This window comes from Pirellulales bacterium (assembly GCA_019694455.1).
Lineage (GTDB): Bacteria > Planctomycetota > Planctomycetia > Pirellulales > JAEUIK01 > JAIBBY01.
This window is the reverse complement of sequence record JAIBBY010000002.1, coordinates 156,920-176,924: the sequence shown is the minus strand read 5'-3', so window position 1 is coordinate 176,924 and position 20,005 is coordinate 156,920. Positions and strand designations below refer to the sequence as shown.

General features: G+C 63.8%; 14 protein-coding genes. 10 read left to right on the top strand and 4 right to left on the bottom strand.

The features are described from left to right. Positions 1-169 precede the first annotated feature (169 nt). Positions 170-592, bottom strand: a complete 423-nt coding sequence (locus K1X71_02020) for a secondary thiamine-phosphate synthase enzyme YjbQ (GenBank protein ID MBX7071899.1) — start codon at positions 590-592, stop codon at positions 170-172. An 85-nt stretch (positions 593-677) separates the two neighbouring features. Further along, a complete protein-coding gene (locus K1X71_02015) occupies positions 678-1,481 on the bottom strand; it encodes an AAA family ATPase (protein MBX7071898.1) in 804 nt (267 codons plus the stop codon). Positions 1,482-1,522: 41 nt separating this feature from the next. On the opposite strand from K1X71_02015, the gene K1X71_02010 reads away from it, so the two are divergent. The 4 genes from K1X71_02010 to K1X71_01995 are packed head-to-tail and all read left to right on the top strand — an operon-like array spanning position 1,523 to position 4,468. Continuing rightward, a complete protein-coding gene (locus tag K1X71_02010) occupies positions 1,523-2,305 on the top strand; it encodes a 16S rRNA (uracil(1498)-N(3))-methyltransferase (GenBank protein ID MBX7071897.1) in 783 nt (260 codons plus the stop codon). Further along, positions 2,302-3,408 (top strand): beta-lactamase family protein, encoded by a 1,107-nt coding sequence (locus K1X71_02005; GenBank protein ID MBX7071896.1) that lies wholly within the window; start codon positions 2,302-2,304, stop codon positions 3,406-3,408. Before K1X71_02010 ends, K1X71_02005 begins: the two co-directional genes overlap by 4 nt. Positions 3,409-3,438: 30 nt before the next feature. After that, positions 3,439-4,113: a helix-turn-helix domain-containing protein gene (locus K1X71_02000; protein MBX7071895.1), complete on the top strand. Its 675-nt coding sequence runs from the start codon at positions 3,439-3,441 to the stop codon at positions 4,111-4,113. Next, a complete protein-coding gene (locus K1X71_01995; protein MBX7071894.1) occupies positions 4,019-4,468 on the top strand; it encodes a hypothetical protein in 450 nt (149 codons plus the stop codon). The genes K1X71_02000 and K1X71_01995 overlap by 95 nt, the downstream gene beginning before the upstream one ends. Positions 4,469-4,525: 57 nt before the next feature. On the opposite strand, the gene K1X71_01990 is transcribed toward K1X71_01995, so the two are convergent. Next, positions 4,526-6,064, bottom strand: coding sequence for a sugar ABC transporter ATP-binding protein (locus K1X71_01990; GenBank protein ID MBX7071893.1), 1,539 nt, complete (start codon positions 6,062-6,064; stop codon positions 4,526-4,528). Between the two features lie 130 nt (positions 6,065-6,194). Here K1X71_01990 and K1X71_01985 point away from each other — a divergent pair, with 130 nt between their 5' ends. From K1X71_01985 to uvrA, 4 genes are all read left to right on the top strand, one after another. Then, positions 6,195-6,980: a glycosyltransferase gene (locus K1X71_01985; GenBank protein MBX7071892.1), complete on the top strand. Its 786-nt coding sequence runs from the start codon at positions 6,195-6,197 to the stop codon at positions 6,978-6,980. Further along, complete coding sequence (gene lpxB / locus K1X71_01980; GenBank protein MBX7071891.1) at positions 6,977-8,350, top strand: lipid-A-disaccharide synthase; 1,374 nt, start codon at positions 6,977-6,979, stop codon at positions 8,348-8,350. The genes K1X71_01985 and lpxB overlap by 4 nt, the downstream gene beginning before the upstream one ends. A gap of 153 nt (positions 8,351-8,503) precedes the next feature. Beyond that, positions 8,504-9,283 (top strand): site-2 protease family protein, encoded by a 780-nt coding sequence (locus tag K1X71_01975; protein ID MBX7071890.1) that lies wholly within the window; start codon positions 8,504-8,506, stop codon positions 9,281-9,283. Between the two features lie 184 nt (positions 9,284-9,467). Next, positions 9,468-16,481 carry an excinuclease ABC subunit UvrA gene (uvrA, locus tag K1X71_01970; GenBank protein ID MBX7071889.1) on the top strand — a complete coding sequence of 2,338 codons (7,014 nt, stop codon included), beginning with the start codon at positions 9,468-9,470 and terminating at the stop codon, positions 16,479-16,481. Positions 16,482-16,491: 10 nt separating this feature from the next. Here uvrA and K1X71_01965 read toward each other — a convergent pair whose 3' ends face one another. Beyond that, positions 16,492-18,276 carry a hypothetical protein gene (locus K1X71_01965; protein MBX7071888.1) on the bottom strand — a complete coding sequence of 595 codons (1,785 nt, stop codon included), beginning with the start codon at positions 18,274-18,276 and terminating at the stop codon, positions 16,492-16,494. 129 nt (positions 18,277-18,405) lie between these two features. Between K1X71_01965 and K1X71_01960 the strand changes: the two genes are divergently transcribed. Together K1X71_01960 and K1X71_01955 are read left to right on the top strand one after the other, a co-directional pair. Continuing rightward, positions 18,406-18,990, top strand: a complete 585-nt coding sequence (locus K1X71_01960; protein MBX7071887.1) for a hypothetical protein — start codon at positions 18,406-18,408, stop codon at positions 18,988-18,990. 207 nt (positions 18,991-19,197) lie between these two features. Further along, on the top strand, positions 19,198-19,899 hold the full coding sequence (locus tag K1X71_01955) for a TIM barrel protein (protein MBX7071886.1): 702 nt from the start codon (positions 19,198-19,200) through the stop codon (positions 19,897-19,899). Positions 19,900-20,005: the final 106 nt, after the last annotated feature.

The window sequence follows — 20,005 nt, the reverse complement described above, 5'->3', positions numbered from 1 at the left end:
CGTGCGGCCTTCCTTGACCACTTGCAGAACGGCGGCGGATTCTAGTAGCCATGCGCCGACCGCACAATACGAATCGTTGCCGCATCCCAGCCGCCTAAACGATTGCGGCCATTGCAGTTGCCGCTGACTGACTGGCGACGCCGGCCTTGCGATTTCGACAACTTGGGGCCTATTCGCCCAGCACTTTGACCAGCACCCGCTTCGCGCGGCGGCCATCGAACTCGCCGTAAAAAATTTGCTCCCACGGTCCCAGGTCGAGCCGACCGGCGGTGATGGCCACCACCACCTCGCGCCCCATCACCTGCCGCTTCAGGTGGGCGTCGGCGTTGTCCTCGCCAGTGCGATTGTGCTGGTAGCGCGTGGGGGAGGCGTCGAACGGCGCCAGTTGTTCGAGCCACTTCTGGTAGTCGGCATGCAGGCCGGGTTCGTCGTCGTTGATGAACACGCTAGCGGTGATGTGCATCGCGTTCACCAGCGCCAGCCCCTCTCGCACTTGGCTGGCGCGCACCACCCGCTCGACCTCGGGCGTGATGTTCACAAACCCCATCCGCTCGGGCAAATGAAAAGTGAGATATTCGGTTTGGGATTTCATGGGATGCGGCGAACCGGTAAGGGGCATGCCCGGAACTTCGGCTGCTTTGCCGAGGAGCCGAGTGGCGTGATGTCCGTAGCCCCCGCTAAATCGAGGTCGGGATGCCTAGCTCGTATTCGACCCCTTCGATCGTGTCGGCGCCGATCTGCGTCAGTTCGGCGGCCGCGCCGGCCAGGATCGACATCTCCGCCAACTGATTGGTGCGCCGCGGATTGCCTTGCGCCAACTCAAAAACCTTTTCGATCGCCTCGCGCGTGAAGACGGGCCGCCGGCAACCGCTGCGCTCCAGCGCCGCCGTCAGATAGGCTTCGGTTTCTTCAAGCGTCCAGGGCGCCAGGTCGATGCGCAGATCGACCTGCTGCAAAAGTCGCCCCAGCCGTGGCAAGTTGCTCGCGTCCCCCGTGCCGATCAGCGTCAACCGCGCGTCGGGCGCCGAGTCGCTCGCCAGCAGCCGCGCCACCTGCTCATGCACGCTTGCACTGGCGCGATCCAAGTCGTCGATCACCAGCACCGTCGGCATCCGCTGATAGCGGTGCTCCACCAGTCGGTCGCTGATCCGGCGCCAGATCGTCGCGGGCAGTTCGCTGGCCGCGGGCGACAGCCCCAGCGCCACCGCCAACCGCCAAGGCGTCTCCGTCGCGTCGACGCCGCGCAGGTTCAGTCGACCGACCTGCGCCACCTGTCGCCGCAGTTCATCGCAAAACACCGCGGCCAGCAGCGACTTGCCGACCCCCGCCGGCCCCAGGATCAAGCCGAATCGCCAGTTTCCTTCGATCAAGAAGTGCAGCCGGGCCAGCGCCTCGTCGTAAACCGCGCTGCGCTGAAACCGCCGCGTATCGAGACGATTGCGAAATGGGTCGTCGCGAAGTCCCCAATGGGCTTGATACATTTTGTGAACCTCGCGCGCAGGCGGGCCGCCGGAGCTAGACTGTGCTACTTCGGTTTCATCGGAACACCCGCTACAGCGACTTCACTTTGCCCAGCATGGCCGACCGCTATTTCAGCCAGTTGCCGATCACTGCCAGCGAAGTGGTGCTAGCAGATAATGAGGCGCATCACTTGGCGCATGTGTTGCGCGCCAAGCCCGGGCTAGAAGTCACCCTGTTCGACGGCGGCGGCGCCGAGTTCGCCGCGCGGGTAAAAGAGGTCAAGCGCGACCGCGTGACGCTCGACGTGCTCGCCCGCCGCGACATCTCGCGCGAGTCGCCCTTGCGGCTGACGCTAGCTGTCGCCCTGCCCAAGGGAGATCGTCAGAAGTGGCTGGTCGAAAAGCTGGTCGAACTGGGCGCCGCACGGCTGATGCCGCTGGTCACGGCGCGCGCCGTCAGCCAACCGGTCGCCGCCGCGCTCGATCGGCTGCGCCGCGGCGTGATTGAAGCGTCGAAACAATGTGGCCGTAACCGGCTGATGGAAATCGCCGAGCCGCGCGATTGGCAGTCGCTGCTGGCGGAGAGCGACGCCGAGTCGCCACGCTGGTTCGCTCATCCGGGCGCGAGCGCCGCGCCGGTCGCTTTGCCAACGACCACTAGCGCGTTGATCTGCGCGGTCGGGCCCGAAGGGGGTTTCACCGAAGCAGAAGCCCGCGCCGCGCTGGCCGCCGGGTGGACGCCTGTTGAACTGGGGCCGCGCATCTTGCGAGTCGAAACGGCCGCAGCGGCGCTGGCCGCGAACCTCCTCGCGCCGCTGGCCGTCGGACCCAAGGAGGCGCCATGAACAACATCGCAGATTTTGCTCGCGATTTTCCCCGCGCGACGGCCGTCTATCAAGCGGAGGCCGCGGCCGGGCATCACACTGGCGCGCAAGTGTATGTTTCTCGCGGCGGGCAAACGCTGGCCGATCTCGGCCTGGGAGAAAGCCGCCCCGGCAGCGCCATGACGCGCGACTCGCTGCTGCTGTGGCTCTCGGCGGGCAAGCCGCTCACCGCCGTCGCCATTTTGCAACTCATGGAGCGCGGTCAGTTGCGATTGGACGATCGCGTCGAAACGTTCATCCCCGAGTTTGGCCAAAACGGCAAGGCGCCGATCACCATCGAGCATTTGTTGACGCACACCGGCGGCTTTCGCTGGGCGGCCATCGGACACGACGACACGCCGCAGGCCGTGGTGATTGCGCGCATCTGCGCCATGAAGTTGGAGAAAAATTGGATTATCGGCGAGACGGCGGGCTACCATCCCTACACCAGTTGGCACATCCTCGGCGAGATCGTGCGGCGGGTGGTCGGTCGTCCGCCGGGAGAGCATCTGCGCGACGCCGTGCTGCTGCCGCTGGGCATGCGCGATACCTGGGTTGGCCTGCCACGCGAGCAATATCAAGCCTACGGCGATCGCATCGCGCCGATGTTCAACACCGAAAAGGGGGATCGACCCGCGCACTTCTTTTCCACCGAAACGGGCGCTATGCAATGCGCGCCAGGGGGCAACACACAGGGGCCCATTCGCGAGCTAGGGCGGTTCTACGAGGCGCTGCTCGCCGGCGGTGACAACGTTCTGACGCCGCAAACCGTGAGGCTGATGACCTCGCGAGTGCGGCAAGGCAGGTTCGATCTCACGTTTCGGGCCGTCGTCGATTGGGGGCTCGGCATCATCTGCGACAGCAAACAATATGGCGTGGAAGACGTGCCGTATGGCTACGGCCGCCTCGCTTCGGATAGCGCCTTTGGCCACAGCGGCAGCCAGTCGTCGGCCGCCTTCGCCGATCCAGAGTTTCAGCTTGTGGTGGCGGTCGCCTTCAACGGCATGCCGGGCGAAGCGGCGCATCAAGCCCGCATCAAACGGTTTTTGGAAGCGCTGTACGAAGACCTGGGTCTGATTTGCTAGTTTACTTTTTAGGGAATATACTTTCCCTATATGATTAAAGTCTCGTCGACCGGCGCGCTGCTCTTTCCGCACGTTCGCCAGCGAGTGCTGGCGACGTTTCTGCTGCATCCCAAGCGCGAGTGGTATTTGAGCGAACTCGCCCGGCAACTTGGTTGCGCGCCCGCGCACCTGCACCGCGAACTAGCGCTTTTGGTCAAGGCGGGCATCTTGCGCCGACGAACCGAAGGGCGACAAGTTTATTTTGCGCCCGATCCTGCCTGTCCCTTCTTGCCCGAGCTTGCCGCGCTCATTCGCAAGACGATGGGAATTCCGGTGATTCTTGCGACGGCGCTTGAGCCGCTCCGCAACAGAATTGCTTGCGCTTTCATCTATGGTTCGGTCGCACGCCAGCAGGAACAATCTGGCAGCGACATCGACCTGATGGTGGTGGGGGACGTGACCACGATGGATTTGCTGCCAGCGCTCGCCAAGGCCGAGAAGGAAACAGGGCGACCAGTCAATCCCACGGTCTATCCTGTTGACGAACTTGCGGAAAAGAATCGCCAAGGCAATCATTTTGTGCGTGCCCTGTTGGCGGATCCCGCAAAGGTCTTTTTGATCGGCGCCGTGGATGACCTTAAAGAAGCTGCAAGCCGACGGCCGGCTAAAGCCCCACAAGACAAGCAAGCAAGAAATCGACGAACTACGGGGCGGAGTCGACGTTAAGCTGGCGGACGCTGGTTCAACCTCAATTTCTGACGATACCCGGTTCATCACCGCGTACGGCGCCGCATTGCTCTTGGCCAAAATGGCGCTGGCCTGCGCTGGTTATCGTCTCGATTCGCGCTCGGGGGGCCACCATGTCACCGCCTTCGAGGCGCTTCCTCACTGTGTCGGCGCGGCGGCGGCGCCATTGGCGAAGTACTTTGAGGTGTGCCGCCGAAAACGAAACGAAATCGATTACGACCGGGCCAATGTAGCCTCAAGAGCAGATACCGACGAGATCGTCCGCCAGACCGAAGCGCTGCAGGTGCTGGTCGAAGATTGGATCGCCAAGCAGCATCGCGCGTGGTCGAAGTAGCCGTGGCTTCGCCCCTCTTGATTTGTCGATGCTTGAGTGTTGCATCCACGCGCGGCTTCACGCCGTCGCCGCTTCCATGATGCGCTGTTCGGTCGCCTCGGCGCGGGCTAGTTCCGCGGTCACTCGCCCCTCGGCCAGCACCAGAATGCGATCGGCCAGCGTCAACAGTTCCGGCAGTTCGCTCGACGTGACGATGATGGCCAACCCCTCGCGCGAGAGCTGATCGATCAAGCGATAAATTTCGGCTTTGGCCCCCACATCGACGCCGCGGGTGGGATCGTCGAGCAACAGCACCTTGGGACGCGTCAACAGCCAGCGGCCGATGATCGCTTTTTGTTGATTGCCCCCGGAGAGGCTGGTGATGGCCGACTCCAGCGCCGCGGTTTTCACGCTGAGTCGTTCCACCGCTTCGCGCGCTGCGCGGCGTTCGGCCGTGCCCGAGACCATGCCCCCCTGGGCCAGCTCGCGGAGCGTGCACATGGTGATGTTGCGCCCCACATCGAGTTGCGCGAAGATGCCGAGTCGCTTGCGGTCTTCGGTCACCAGCGCCACGCCGGCGCGCCGCGCCGCGGCCGGATGAGCAAAGCGCGCCGGCCGTCCTTCGAGTTCGATGCGGCCGCTGGGCGGCTCGCTCGCCGCGCCAAACAAGCACTCCAGCAGTTCGGTGCGGCCAGCCCCCATCAGCCCGGCGATGCCCAATATCTCTCCGCGCCGCAGCTCAAAACTCACATCGCGCAAGCGCCACGCGCGGGCATGTCCGGGCCACGGCAACGACAATCCAACCGCGCGCAGCACCACCTCGCCCGGCGCTGGGCGTTGTCCCAGATCGGCCGTTTCGATTTCGCGGCCGACCATCAGATGGGCGAGCATCGTCGGGTTGGCCGCCGAGCGCTCGAGCGTTTGCACCAGCTTGCCATCGCGGAGCACGGTAATGCGATCGGCTAGTCGAAAGATTTCGGTCATCTTGTGCGAGATATACAGGATCGTCACGCCACGAGCGCGCAGTCGATCGATCACTCGATAGAGCCGCTCGACCTCGCTCTCGGTGAGCGCGCTGGTCGGTTCGTCCATGATGAGAATGTCGGTCGCCAGCGATAGCGCCTTGGCGATCTCCACCAGTTGCTGATCTCCCACGCGCAGCCGGCCCACCGGACAATCGACCGGCGCCTCGCATTCCAGTTCGGCGAGCAGCGCGGCGGCCTGGCGGCGCATGGCGGCTTCGTCCAGCAGACCCCAACGGGTGCGCAGTTCGCGGCCGAGAAAGATATTGGCGGCGGCCGAAAGTTCCTCGACCAGATTCAGCTCCTGGTGAATGATCGACACGCCCGCCGCTTCCGCCGCGCGGGTGTCGGCAAAGCGCGCCGCCGCGCCGCGCAGCACCAACTCCCCTTCATAGTCGGGAATCACGCCCGCCAGGATCTTCATCAGCGTGCTCTTGCCGGCGCCATTTTCTCCGACGATCGCGTGCAACTCGCCGGCCAGCACATCGAAGCTCACCTCCGACAACGCGGTGACGCCCGGATAGCGCTTGGTGACGCGGCGAACCGAAATGACGGGCGTCAAGTTCACGACAGCGAAACTCCATACGGAGAACACGTTTGCGGCCGGCTATTGTAGTCCAAAATGCGCGCTGATTCGCGGCTCAAACTGCACTTTGTGCGCGGCGCGACTTCTGGGATACTTCTGTCCGCTTCGTCTCCAGTAAGGACGCGCTTGGTCGACTAGGATGGTCGCTCTCTCCGTCATCATTCCGCATCACGACGCGCCCGAACGGCTGCTGCCGCGGCTTGCGTCGCTTGAGCAAGCGCTGGCGCGCGCGGCCGCCGCCAGCGAAATCATCGTGATCGACGATCACCTGCCAGAGCCAGCTCGCAAACGCTTGCAAGCTGGGTTGGCGTCGTTTCCCAAAGTGCGCTATCTCGCCCTATCGTCCGGCGCAGGAGTCGAGTCGGCGATCGCCGCCGGCGTTCAGCTTGCCCAGCACGACGCGCTGTTGATCTTTGACGCCTGCGGTTACTCGCCCGGCTGCGTCGAGCGCATGGCGCAGCGTCTGGCGCGGCACGACCTGGTTTGCGGCGTGCGCCGCGCGACGGGGTGGCGCAAGTTTCTCATTCGCCTGCTGGCCGCGCCGCAGCGACTTTGCGGCGGACCAGCGCGCGACACCGGTTGCCATGTGTGGGCCGCGCGGCGCGAGGCGCTATGCGCCATGCCGATCGAACGCGGACGCTTGACCTGGCTCCCCACGCTGATCGCCCGCGCAGGTTATCGCGTGGGTGAATCGCCCATCGACTGGAACAGCGATGAGCGCGGCGTCTGGCCGGTCGGCCGCACCCGTTGGTTGCAGGTGGCGCATGCCTGGTGGTCGGCGCCGCGCGCCGCCGCTGCGCTGACAGCGGACACTTGCGGCGCCATGCCCGAAGGTGTGCGGATCGACGCAGCGCACCCGTTGGCCGGTCCCGCAGCGATCGGCCGCACAGAAACCGCCACGCGTCCGGAGCGAATCCAGCGATGACTCGCCCCGAGCAGCGGTTCTTTCATGACCAGCCCCATGCGTCGCGCAAAATGCGATCGCGCGACGGACGGCAGACGCGCGTCGATTCGCTCAAGCCGGTCCGCATCTTTTTCTCCGCTGGCGAGCCTAGTGGAGACCTGCACGCCGCCAACCTGATGCGCGCCATTCGTCGCCATCAGCCTAATTGCCAGTTCATGGGCTACGGCGGCCCCAAGATGGCCGAGGCGGGCTGCCAGTTACATGTCGATCTCACCGCGCTGGCCGTCATGTGGTTCTTGCGCGTGCTGCTCAACATTCACAAGTTTCTGAATCTCGTCAGCCGCGCCGATCGCTACTTTCGCCACTCGCCGCCAGACGCCGTGGTGCTGGTTGATTATCCCGGCTTCAACTGGTGGATCGCCCGCCGCGCCAAGGCGCACGGCATCCCGGTGTTTTACTACGCGCCGCCGCAGATTTGGGCCTGGGGCAGTTGGCGCGTCAAAAAGATGCGCCGCTTCGTCGATCATGTCCTCTGTAGCCTGCCGTTTGAAGAAGCCTGGTTTCGCCAGCGCGGCTGCAACGCCCACTTCGTCGGGCATCCGTTTTTCGACGAGGTGCGCCAGCATCCACTCGATCAAGAGTTTGTCGCGGCGCAGCGCGCCAAGCCGGGACCGTTGGTGGCGATCTTGCCCGGCTCGCGCAATCAAGAAGTGTTAGAAAATCTGCGCTGGCAACTCAAAGCGGCGGCGATTGTGCTGTCGCGCGTGCCGCAAGCGCGCTTTGCCATCGCCAGCTTCAAGCCCGCGCAGGCCGAGATGGCCCAGCGGCTACTTGCCCAGTCGGGCCTGCCCGCCGACGTCTATGTGAAGAAGACGCCGGAACTGATTCACCTGGCCGAGTGCTGCATCGCGGTTTCTGGCTCGGTGTCGCTGGAACTGTTGTACTACGGCAGGCCGACCACGGTGATCTACTACATCAGCCGCGCGGCGTATTGGGTGCAGTCGAAGTTCCGCCGCGTCAAATACATCACGCTGGTCAACCTGCTCGCCGCCGACGAGTTGTACCCCAACGATCTCTCGCCCTATGACCCCCAAGCGCCCGGCGCCGACCGCGTGCCGTTCCCCGAATACCTTACCTGGCAAGATCGCGCGCAGGATTTGGCCAACCACGTGATTGCCTGGCTCACCGACGCCGAAGCCCGCGCCCATTCGCAATCGCTGCTGGCCGAACTCAAGGCTCAGGTGGCGCACAGCGGCGCGTCGGACACGGCGGCCAGCTACATCTTGTCGGTGCTCGACGCCCGACCGCGCATCATTCCGCGCCCGCATTTTCTGCCTGCCAAGACGGTGGCTCGGAAGTCGTCCACAATCGCCGGCCGCGCGGCGACTTGAACCGCTCGACCTGCCTGTTACACCGCCCGCCTGCGGTAAGAAAACCCTCGCGGCTTTCTTCCCTCTGGCGATGAGCGCGGCTACGCTGCTACGGCCAGATCAGGCGCTGCCGACGTGAAGTTGAGTATCGCGTCGAGCAGTACTCTCGCCACGGTGAATACTTCCCGTATCGGTATCGCCGCACAATTCGCCACCCACTTCCGCCGACGGACACGCATCGTGCTCTTTGAACCCTCGCGCAGCCCGTATGACCTCAACTTTCGCCTGTTCGATATTCCGGTGCGCGTCCACTGGAGCTTTTGGCTGGTCGCGTTGTTGTTTGGAATGAACGTGCAGGAGCCAGGCGCCTTGATGATCTGGGTCGCCGTGGTGTTCGTCTCTGTGCTAGCGCACGAGTTAGGGCATGCGCTAGTGGCGCGTTATTACCGACGTCAGCCCTGGATCACCCTTTATAGCTTGGGAGGATTGGCGTCGTATCGCGCCGGCGGACTCTCCGCACGGCAAGAGATCGCGGTCTTATTGGCCGGTCCCGGCGCGGGCTTTTTGCTCGCCGGAATTGTGATCGCCATCGTCGCGGCCACGCAGCACTCGATTGGTCTCTTTGGCTACCAGATCGGCAGCGGACCGTCGATCGACAACGAGCGACTGTGGGAACTGGTGTCGTTTCTGCTGTTTGTCAACATTGGCTGGGGCGTCATCAATCTGTTTCCGGTCTATCCGCTCGACGGCGGCCAGATCGCTCGGCACATCTTCATCTCACTCGATTCTTGGCGCGGCTTGCGACAATCGCTCTGGCTGAGTGTGCTCGCCGGTGGATTGTTGGCCGTCTTCGGACTGATCAGCGGCCAAATCTACATGACGATCCTCTTTGGCATGATGGCCTTCAACAGCTATCAGCAATTGCAAGGAGGATCGGGGTCCTCCCCGTGGTGAAGCGACCACCATGCGGCAACTCGCCAAATTGACGTGAGAATACTTGGCCACCTGCGACCAGCGAACATGGCGCAGGGCGATTCTCTAACTTCCGCGCCCTGTCCCGTCGTATTCCAGTTTCCTACAATTCGGGTCTATCTCCAGCGGAACCTGGACTCTCCACTCTCCCCCGACGGCGCCCCGGATGGCCGCTTCCGATATCGTTATCAAAGGCGCTCGCGAGCATAACCTGCGCGATGTCAGCCTGGTATTGCCGCGCAACCAGCTCATTTGCCTCACCGGCGTTTCCGGCTCGGGCAAAAGCTCTCTCGCCTTCGACACGCTCTACGCCGAAGGGCAACGCCGCTACGTCGAGAGTTTGTCCACCTTTGCGCGTCAGTTTCTCGGGCAGATGCCCAAGCCCGAGGTCGATCACATCTCGGGGTTGAGCCCGACCATCTCCATCTCGCAAAAGTCGAGCGGCAACAATCCTCGTTCGACGGTCGGCACGATCACCGAAATTTACGATTATCTGCGCGTGCTCTACGCCCGCGTGGGTCAGGGGCACTGCCCCAAGTGCGCGCGGCCGATCACGGCGCAAAGCCGCGAGCAGATCATCGAGCGCATCTTGAGCCTGCCCAAAGCCACGCGGTTCATGGTGTTGGCCACGGTGATCAAACACCAAAAGGGAGAGTACCGCGACCTGTTCGAGGATTTGCGCAAGCAAGGTTTCGCCCGGGCGCGTGTCGATGGCCGCGTGGTGCAACTCTCGGAAGACTTGCGGCTCAATCGGCAGATGCGGCACACCATCGAGGTGGTCACCGATCGGCTGGTCGCCGGCAGCGTCACTCGCGCGCGACTCTCCGAAGCAGTCGAGACCGCGCTGAAGCTGGGCGATGGCAACCTGACGATCGCCATCGACGATGAGAACAGCAAGGCGGCGCCGCTCCCAGAATCCGACACCGAGGAAGACTCCAGCCCCATCCGCGCCGCCAAGAGCGACATTCAGCTTTCGGCGCATTATGCCTGCACCCATTGCTCGCTCAGTTTCGAGCCCCCCAGCCCACAGCTTTTCAGCTTCAACAGCCCACAAGGCATGTGCAAAGAGTGCGACGGCCTGGGCCGGCGCTACAGCTTCGATCCTGATTTGCTGATCCCCGATCACAAGCTGTCGTTCAAGCAGGGCTGCGTCGAGTTGATTGGTCCGTGGCGCGATCTGGGACGCTGGCGTCGACATATCTACGACGGCGTTTTCGAGACTCTCGAACGCGAGAATGGCCTCGAGCCCGGCTCCATTCTTGAAACGTCGTGGCGCGAGCTAGACCCCGAGTTGGTTCGCCAAATCCTTTGGGGCACCGGCGAGTTGCACATCACATTCACCTGGCGGCACGGCGCCAGCGGCCACAAATACGGCGGCACGTTCGACGGCATCATCCCCGACATGCTCTCGAAGTACCGCAACTCCAAGAGCGGCATGCAGCGCCGCGCGCTCGAAAAATACATGAGCGTGATCGACTGCGAAGCGTGCGCCGGCGAGCGACTCAACCCACAGGCCCGCGCGGTGCGCGTCACCTCCCGCAATTCAAAATTCACCGCTCGCGCGGCGCTCACCCTCCCCGCCGTGTGCCAACTGGCGGTGTCGGAGGCGATCGACTTCTTTGAAGAACTGGAACTCGACGCCACCAGCGCGCACATCGCCGCCGAGGCGCTCAAGGAAATTCGCGGCCGGCTGGGCTTTCTCTTGAACGTGGGACTTGACTATCTGGCCCTCGACCGCTCAGCGCCCACCCTCTCGGGCGGCGAGTCGCAGCGCATCCGGCTGGCCAGCCAGATCGGCAGCGGTTTGGTCGGTGTGCTCTACATTCTGGACGAACCGTCCATCGGCCTGCACCCGCGCGACAACGATCGTCTGCTTGATACGCTGGTGCGCTTGCGCGACATGGGCAACACCGTGGTGGTGGTCGAGCACGACGAAGACACCATGCGCGCTGCCGATACGATCATCGACTTCGGCCCCGGTCCCGGCGTGCGCGGCGGCGAACTGGTCGCCCTCGGCTCGCTCGATGAGGTCGTGCAGGCCAAGCGCAGCGTCACCGGCAAGTACCTTTCGGGCGAATTGACCATCGCCGTGCCGGCCTCGCGCCGCGCCGGCAACGGCCATGCGCTCACCGTTCGCGGCGCCAGGCACAACAACCTCAAAGGGGTCGATGTCGAGATTCCGCTCGCCAAGTTCGTTTGCGTCACAGGCGTCTCTGGCTCGGGCAAAAGCTCGCTGGTCAACGATATTCTGGTCGAGGCGCTGCACCGCGACCTGAACGCGGGCAATGGCGAGCCTGGCGCGCACGACGCGATCGAAGGGCTCGAGCATCTCGACAAGTTGATCGACATCGATCAGTCCCCCATCGGCCGCACGCCGCGCTCCAATCCCGCCACTTACATCAAATTGTTCGACGATATTCGCGCGCTCTACATGCAACTGCCGGAGGCCAAGAAGCGCGGCTACAAGCCGGGACGGTTCAGCTTCAACGTCAAGGGAGGGCGCTGCGAAGCCTGCGAAGGCAACGGCTCGAATCGTCTGGAAATGGACTTTCTCGCCGATATCTGGGTGACCTGCCCGGTGTGCGAGGGAAAGCGCTTCAATCGCGAAACATTGCAGGTGCAGTTCAAAGGCAAGTCGATCGCCGACGTGCTCGAGATGGACGTGCAGCAGGCGCTCGACCACTTCGAAAACGTGCCGCACGTGCGCCACAAGCTGCAAACCCTGCACGACGTGGGGCTCGATTACCTCAAGCTCGGGCAGCCCTCGCCCACGCTTTCGGGCGGGGAGGCGCAGCGCATCAAACTCGCCCGCGAGTTGGTTAAAAAGAGCACCGGCCGCACGCTCTATCTGCTCGACGAGCCGACCACGGGCTTGCACTTCGCCGACATTCAACTGTTGCTCAAGGTGCTGCAAGACTTTGTCGAGGCGGGCAACACCGTGCTCGTGGTGGAGCACAACCTAGACGTCATCAAAACCGCCGACTGGCTAATCGATCTGGGCCCCGAAGGGGGCGAGGCGGGGGGGCAACTCGTCGCCGTTGGCACGCCAGAGTCGTTGGCGGCGTGCGCCCAGTCGCATACTGGCAAGTCGCTGGCGCCGCATCTCGAGGTCAAAACCAGCGCCCAGCGCAATGGCCGCGCGCATCAACCGCTGGCCGCCCGTCGTCGACCGGACGAGGCGCGGCTGGCCCGCTCCATCAAGGTGCAAGGCGCCCGCCAGCACAACCTCAAGGGCATCGACGTCGAGATTCCGCGCGATCAAATGACCGTTTGCTGCGGCCTGTCGGGCTCGGGCAAAAGCTCGCTGGCCATGGACACGATCTACGCCGAAGGGCAGCGCCGTTACGTGGAGAGCCTCAGTTCCTACGCGCGGCAATTTGTCGATCAAATGCAAAAGCCGGCGCTCGATCACATCAGCGGACTGTCCCCCGCCATCGCGATCGAACAAAAGAACATGGGGCACACGCCGCGCTCGACAGTCGGCACCGTCACCGAGGTATACGACTACCTGCGCATCTTGTTCGCGCGACTGGGACAATCGCACTGCCCCGATTGCGATGTTCCGATCGGCACGCAAACGGCCGACCAGATCATCGACAAAATCATGGCGCGGCCGGCCGGCGCCAAATGTTATCTGCTGGCGCCGCAAGAGGTGGCGGTCGGCGAGAAGCACGACGCGCTGTGGGACGAGCTACGCGCCGCCGGTTATCAGCGCGTGCGCATCGACGGCGAGACGCACAGCCTCGACGCGCTGCCGACGATCGACCGCCGCCGCAAGCATCGCATCGAAGTGGTGGTCGACCGCCTGTCGATCAAGCCCGAAAGCCGCTCGCGCATCGCCGACAGCGTGGAAAGCGCGCTGGCGCTCGGCAAAGGGGTGATTGGCCTGGCGCTGGTCGACGACGATCAACCCGAGTCGCGCTGGGAGACGGAGATTCACAGCCAGCACTTTGCCTGCGATCGCTGCGGGCGCAGCTTCGAGCCGCTCACGCCGCACAGCTTTTCGTTCAACACCTGGCTCGGCTGGTGTCCGGCCTGCGAGGGTCTCGGCGTTGAACAAGGCGCCAACCAGGCGACGTTGATTCACGATCCGCGGCTCACGCTCGAAGCTGGCGCCATCGATCTGTGGCCCAATCTCAATCAACCCTTGTCGCGGGCGATGCTCGCGGCGCTGGGCGCGCACGCCAACGTGCCGCTCGATGTCCCCTTCGAGCGGCTCAGCATGCGACAGCGCCGCGCATTGCTCTACGGCACTGGCGAGGATTGGATCGATGTGCCGGCCGCCGACGCCAAGGGACGCCCCGCCGGTACGCTGTTCCGCTTTCAATTCAAGGGGCTCTATCCGGCGCTTGACGAAGTGTCGCGTCTCTCGCAGGCGTATCGCGGTCGGCTGGAATCGCTCACCGGCGAAGTGGAATGTTCGACCTGTGGCGGCAGTCGTCTCCGCGACGACGCGTCGGCGGTGCGCTTTCGCGGCCTCACTATTGGCGAGATCACCCGCCTGCCGCTGGGCGAACTGGTCGCTTGGTTCATGGCCTGGAAGCCCGCTGGTTCGGAAAAAAAGATCGCCGGCGAGATCATCCGCGAGATTCGTCACCGCCTGCAGTTTCTCGTCGATGTTGGCCTCGACTACCTCACGCTCGGACGCGCCGCGCCCACCCTCTCGGGCGGCGAAGCACAGCGCATTCGACTCGCCAGCCAGGTCGGTAGCGGACTGACCGGCGTGCTGTACGTGCTCGACGAGCCGACAATTGGCCTGCACCCGCGCGACAACCGTCGGCTGATCGAGGCGCTGCTTAAGCTCCGCGACCTCGGCAACACCTTGCTCGTGGTCGAGCACGATCGCGAAGTGGTCGAACAGGCCGATCAACTGCTCGATTTTGGCCCCGGCGCTGGCGAACATGGCGGGCAGATCGTCGCCCGCGGCACGCCCGCCGCGGTCGCGCGGCAGAAGGGATCGGTCACCGGCCCCTATCTCTCGGGCGGCAAGGCGATTGCCGTACCCACCAATCGGCGGATGTCGTCGATTGCCGCGCCGGTCAAACCCAAGCGCGGCGCGCGAGCGCGGCAGGCCGAATCGAACGAGGCCGCGCCCCCCGGCGGCGGCTGGATCGAAGTCATCGGCGCGCGGCACAACAACCTGAAAAACATAAGCGCGCGGATCCCATTGGGCGCCTTCACCGCCATCACCGGCGTCAGCGGCAGCGGCAAAAGCTCGCTGGTCGAAGATGTCCTCTACAACGCGCTTGCCAAGGTGCTGCATCGCGCCAGCACCGCGCCCGCGCCGCACGAATCGGTGCAGGGCCTGCACCTGATCAATAAGGTCATCCGCGTCGACCAGCAACCGCTGGGCAACACGCCAACATCGAACCCGGCCACCTACACTGGCGTCTTTGAATTGATCCGCCAACTCTTTTCGCAACTGCCCGAGGCCAAGCTGCGCGGTTACACGGCGCGGCGCTTCAGCTTCAATGTCGCCGGCGGGCGCTGCGAGGCCTGCGAAGGGAATGGCCAGATCCGCGTCGAGATGCACTTTCTGCCCGATGTGTGGGTCGAGTGCGACACTTGCCGCGGCAAGCGCTACAACCCCGAGACGCTGGCCGTGTGCTACAAGGGGCACAGCATCGCCGACGTGCTGGAGCTACCCTGCGGCCGCGCCGCCGAGTTGTTCGAGAACATCCCCAAGATCCGCCGCGTCCTGCAAACGCTGTGCGATGTGGGGCTGGATTACGTCAAGCTGGGCCAATCGGCGCCGACGCTTTCTGGCGGCGAGGCGCAGCGCGTCAAGCTGGCGGCCGAGCTTGCCCGACCCGATACGGGCCGCACGCTGTATCTGTTGGACGAGCCGACCACGGGACTGCACTTCGACGATCTCGCCAAACTGCTCGACGTGCTCAACCGGCTAGTCGACCTGGGCAACACGGTCGTCGTCATCGAACACAATCTCGACGTCATCAAGACCGCCGATTGGATCATCGACCTCGGTCCCGAGGCAGGCACGGCCGGCGGACATATCGTGGCCGAAGGCACGCCCGAGGATGTCGTCTCGCAGGCGCAGGCGGCGCGCAAGAAGCCGGCTCGCGGCGCCAAAGCGAGCGCGGCGCCAGCGCTGTACAGCTACACCGGCGACATGCTCGCGCCGGTGCTCGCGGCCGGACCGCATCGCCCGCGCAAGCTCTACGACTTTGCCGCCGCCGAGGCCGAGCGCAAGACCGATCTCGATATCGCCGACGTGGGGCGCGACACCAAGATGCCGTGGGAGGTCGACGGCCGCCGCTGGCACACGCACGATCGTGTGGGCCGCAACGGCGAGCCATGCCGCTGGGATGGGCGCATCCTGGCCCAAGTGATCGATCGCATCCACGACCTGGGCGAGTTCGGCGCCACCAACTGGAACGCCCGCACGGTGGTCGAGATCTGCGGCGAGAAGAAATCCGAGGGCTGGTTTTTCCACGCCGTCACTGGCAGCGAGTGGCTGTTGACCCTCAAGTTTCGCATGGCCAAAAAGACCTTCTCGCGCGAGCGCCTGATTCAAGAGTTGAACCTCAAACCGCTCAACGAACTGCATCACCTGCCGGTCTACGGCAACGAGTCGCGCGTGAAGTGCAAGCAGCTTCGCGGGCCGTGGCAAGAAGTGCAGCTTGTGGTGCACTCTTTAGACGAGATCGACACCCCCGCCTTCTGGCAGTTTCTAGAGGGCGCCGTCGCTGGTTTTCAAAAGTTCGCCAAGCGCGCCCAGGAAGACCCCGACAACATCATGCCGTGGAAAGTGCTCGGCAAAAAATGGCACTTCTCACGCCGCGGGTTTCCGCCGGGAAAGAAGATCGACTGGGAAACCGAGCTGCTCGAAGAACTGTTTGAGCTGCTCTCCGAGGTCGCGCCCGACGGGCAGTTTTTGTGGAACAACCAGCAGGTGGTGCATCTGGTGGCGCCGGGCCAGTCGGAGCCTTGGGCCAGCGTCTTCACCAAGCGCCGCACCGGCGTCGAACTGGTGCTCAGCGGCCCCAAGGGGCGCTTTGCCTTGGGGCGCGTCGCCGAGTTAGGGCACGATCGCCAACTGACGAGCGACCGGGCCCGCGACCAGTTCAAGCTCGAATTTCGCACGCTCGACGATCTGGCGCGTGGCGACCTGGCCGATTTTCTGCGCCAGCATCTGGCCGAACTGACCGCCGCCGCATAGTAAAACGGCGCTACTCGGCAGATAACTGCTTGAGGATGCCGACCCAGCGCACGGCCTCGGGAGCGCCGTTGGCGCTTAGTCGCTCGATCTGCCAAGCAACTTGCTTCCGGTCCGGCTCCGGCGCTGATCTAAACACAATGTTCTCCAGCGGCCGACGATAGCCCCAACGGGCCAGTTCTGCGGCCGAGACCACCAAGCTGCCATGCTTGATCTGAAAGTCGGGAAGCGCCCAGGGCGGGCTGTTTTTCGCCGCGAATCGATCGATCCACAGAATGAGTCGAAAATCGTCGATGGCCAGGGGAAGCAGATTGCGCCACACGCCTGCCAGTGGGTGATCAACGCTGGCCAGCGCCGCGTCGACCTTTGCCAGATCCACATGGTCCAGTTCGTCTCCTCGCGCCCAGCGCAAACGCGATGCGACGTTCGGATCAACCACCGCCGCAAAGCCTGACGCAGGGTGATAGAACTTGGGAAACAACGGCAACCAGATGGGCAAGTCGGGCAGTAGCAGTCGCGCCTCGCTTCCGCCGTGCTCGGCCAGCTTGGCAATCAGCTCACTTTGTTGGCGGTGACTGCGACTGTCGGCGCGGAAAGCCAACCGGTATAACTCCGCCGCTCGCTGCGCAACTTGGCGCTGGTGCGCCACTTCGAGCGCACAGAGTAATGCCATAAGGAACACCATGGCCAGCCAACCACGTGGATGCTTGACTGCAATGCGATTCGCCAATTCTCCCAGGCCGACGCCGATGGCCGCGCACCATGGCAGGGCGGCCATGTACAAGTAACGCCCCGAGGAAAGCGCGGCGCGCAGCGGATAGTCGCCGCGTCCCACGTTGACCAAGACGAGATAGAGCCAAGCCAAGAGCCACAGTACGATCACAATGGGACGGCTCTCTCGCTGCGCCAGACCGATCGCAATCAAGCATGTTCCGACCGCGAGCACGCACTTGGCTGCCAGGTTCGCATCGCCGGGTTCCAGATCGATCCACCACAGCATGTTGCCCAATGCCACCGCAAACTGCAGCGGCGGCCGCGTGATCGCCACGATTGAGAATGTTCCCACGCCGGTTTTGCCAGCCAGCGCGATCACTCCCACCACGGCTCCCAGTGTTAACCATGCGCAGGCCCATGCAACGAATAGTCGCGCGGATTGCGAGCGACTCAATCGTCCTGTGCGCGCGTCGAATCCAATTTGCGCGGCGAGTGCGGGCAGCATTGCCCAGACAATGCTCCAGGTGAGCACTGCAAGCAGTATTGTCGCCATCAGGATCCACGGCGCCAGTCGCGGTCGAGCGGCGATTGCCCACATTCCCGCCATGAGCCAGAACAGGGCGCCGAGGTAATTGTGGTTCCAAATATACAACAGTGGTTCGTCCCACTGCCCCAGCGCGACGGCCGACCACCACACCGCCGCCACAATGGCGGCAAACATGGAAGCCCCATACTCTCGAAGCAGCACAAAGAGCAAGGTGGCGCTTGCGGCCTGCCAAAGACACGCCAACAATCGCCACGGCGCCGGTCGCAAACCCAACACGCGCCAGCGCGCGTAGTAGCCTAGCTTCCAGAACGGCACAAAGTGCTCGCTCACTGGCTCCAGCGCAAATTGCGCCAGGGGCTTGCGCGCGGTTTCAACCAGCCCAATCTCGCGGGCCATGTAGCGGTCGTCGAAGGCAAAATCGAGCGCCAGATGCGGCCAATGCACGGCCAGCGCGCACGCAAACACGAGCACATACAGGCCGCTAAGCCGCACGCCATGCGAACGCCAATCGCGATTTTCGACATGTGCCGTCAACATGTGCCGCTATTGAACCCCGAGCGGTGGACCAGAACCAGTGACAATTCGTAAGATAGCGACATGACAAGCCCGCTCATCCCGCCGCGCACCCTGTTCCGTTTCGCCGCCCCTTGCCGCTATCGCGATGCTTTGTGGAGCGCCGCGGGCGCCGACCTCGACGAGAGCTATCGCCTCCCCAACCTGGCCGCGCTCGATGGCAGTCGCGACTACGCCGATGTCCGCGCGGCCTGGAACGAAAAGGGGCTGGTCTTCGCCATCCGCGTCTCCGGCAAGCGCCGGGCCCCCTTCTGCGATGAGCGCAAGTTGACCGAGAGCGATGGGCTACAACTCTGGATCGACACCCGCGACACGCACAATGTGCATCGCGCCAGCCGCTTTTGCCACCGCTTTGTCTGCCTGCCGTACGGCGCCGGCCGCAAGCGCGACGAGCCGATCGCCGATCAACAACTCATCAATCGCGCGCGCGAAAACGCCCGCCCCGTGCGGCCGCAGGACCTGCGCTGCAAAAGCGAGCAGCGCGTCGACGGTTATCTGCTCCAATTTTGTCTGCCGGCCGACGCGCTCACCGGCTTCGATCCGGTGGAGCACCCGCGGTTGGGCTTCAACTATCTGGTGCAGGATCAGGAACTGGGTCAGCAGACATTTTCCGCCGGCGGCGAGCTTCCCTTCGACGAAGACCCCAGCTTATGGGGCACGCTCGAGCTGGCCCGATGACAGCACTCGCACGCGCGCTCGCTGGCCGTGTTGCCACAACCGGCGTGCTGCCGCTAAGCTAGCCGCTGTTGGCGCGGCGCGTCCGTTGCCGGCCAGGGAACCCAAAAGCCCTTCGCCCATCGAGCGGCTGTTCGCCGCGTAAGGAGTCTGGGAGTGTTTGTCGCCGCGTCAACGGATTGTTTCGCCGGTCTCGGTTTGGAGTCGGCCATCGGCAAGCTGGCCGATTTGGAGTTCACGCAAGTCGAAATCGGCATCCGCGAGCAAGGCGGCGCCCTCAAGCCATCGCAGGTGGCGGAAAATCTCGAAGAGGCCATTCAGGTCTGCCGCGCCATGCACCGCCTCAAGCCGGTGGCCTATGCCGTTGAGATCGACACGCTGGGCCAGGCAGGCTACGAGCATTTTTCCGCCTGTTGCAAGCTGGCCAAAGGGACGCGCGTGGCGCTGGTCTGCGTGCGCGCCGGAGAGCTGGGCACCCCCTTCAACGCCGAAGTCGAGCGCCTGCGCGAGTTGGTTCGCATCGCCGCCGTCGAAGGAGTGGTGGTCGGCGTCAAGAACGAAGTGGGTCGCATGACCCAGGACGCCGACAGCATCGTCACGCTATGCGAAAACGTGAAGGGGCTGGGACTCACCTTCGATCCCAGCCATTATCTGGCTGCCGCTACCCGCACGGCGAATTACGAAACGATCATCAAATATATTCGCCACGTCCACCTGCGCGACAGCACCAAAGACAAGCTGCAAGTCCGCATCGGCCAGGGAGACATCGAATACGGCCGTTTGTTCGCGCAGCTCAATAAGGTGGGCTACAACCGGGCGCTGTGCGTACACGTAGCCGATCAGCATGAACCAGGAGTGGATCATGCCGCCGAGCTGCGCAAACTGCGACTGCTGCTGGAAAGCCTGCTGTAGGGTAGTGGTTCGGCGCCAGGGGATGGAGCCAGGAGTGCCACAAAACACTCACATGCCCCCCCGCTGCTCAACTGCCCCCCTCTCTCCTCCTTCGCATCCTTGCGCC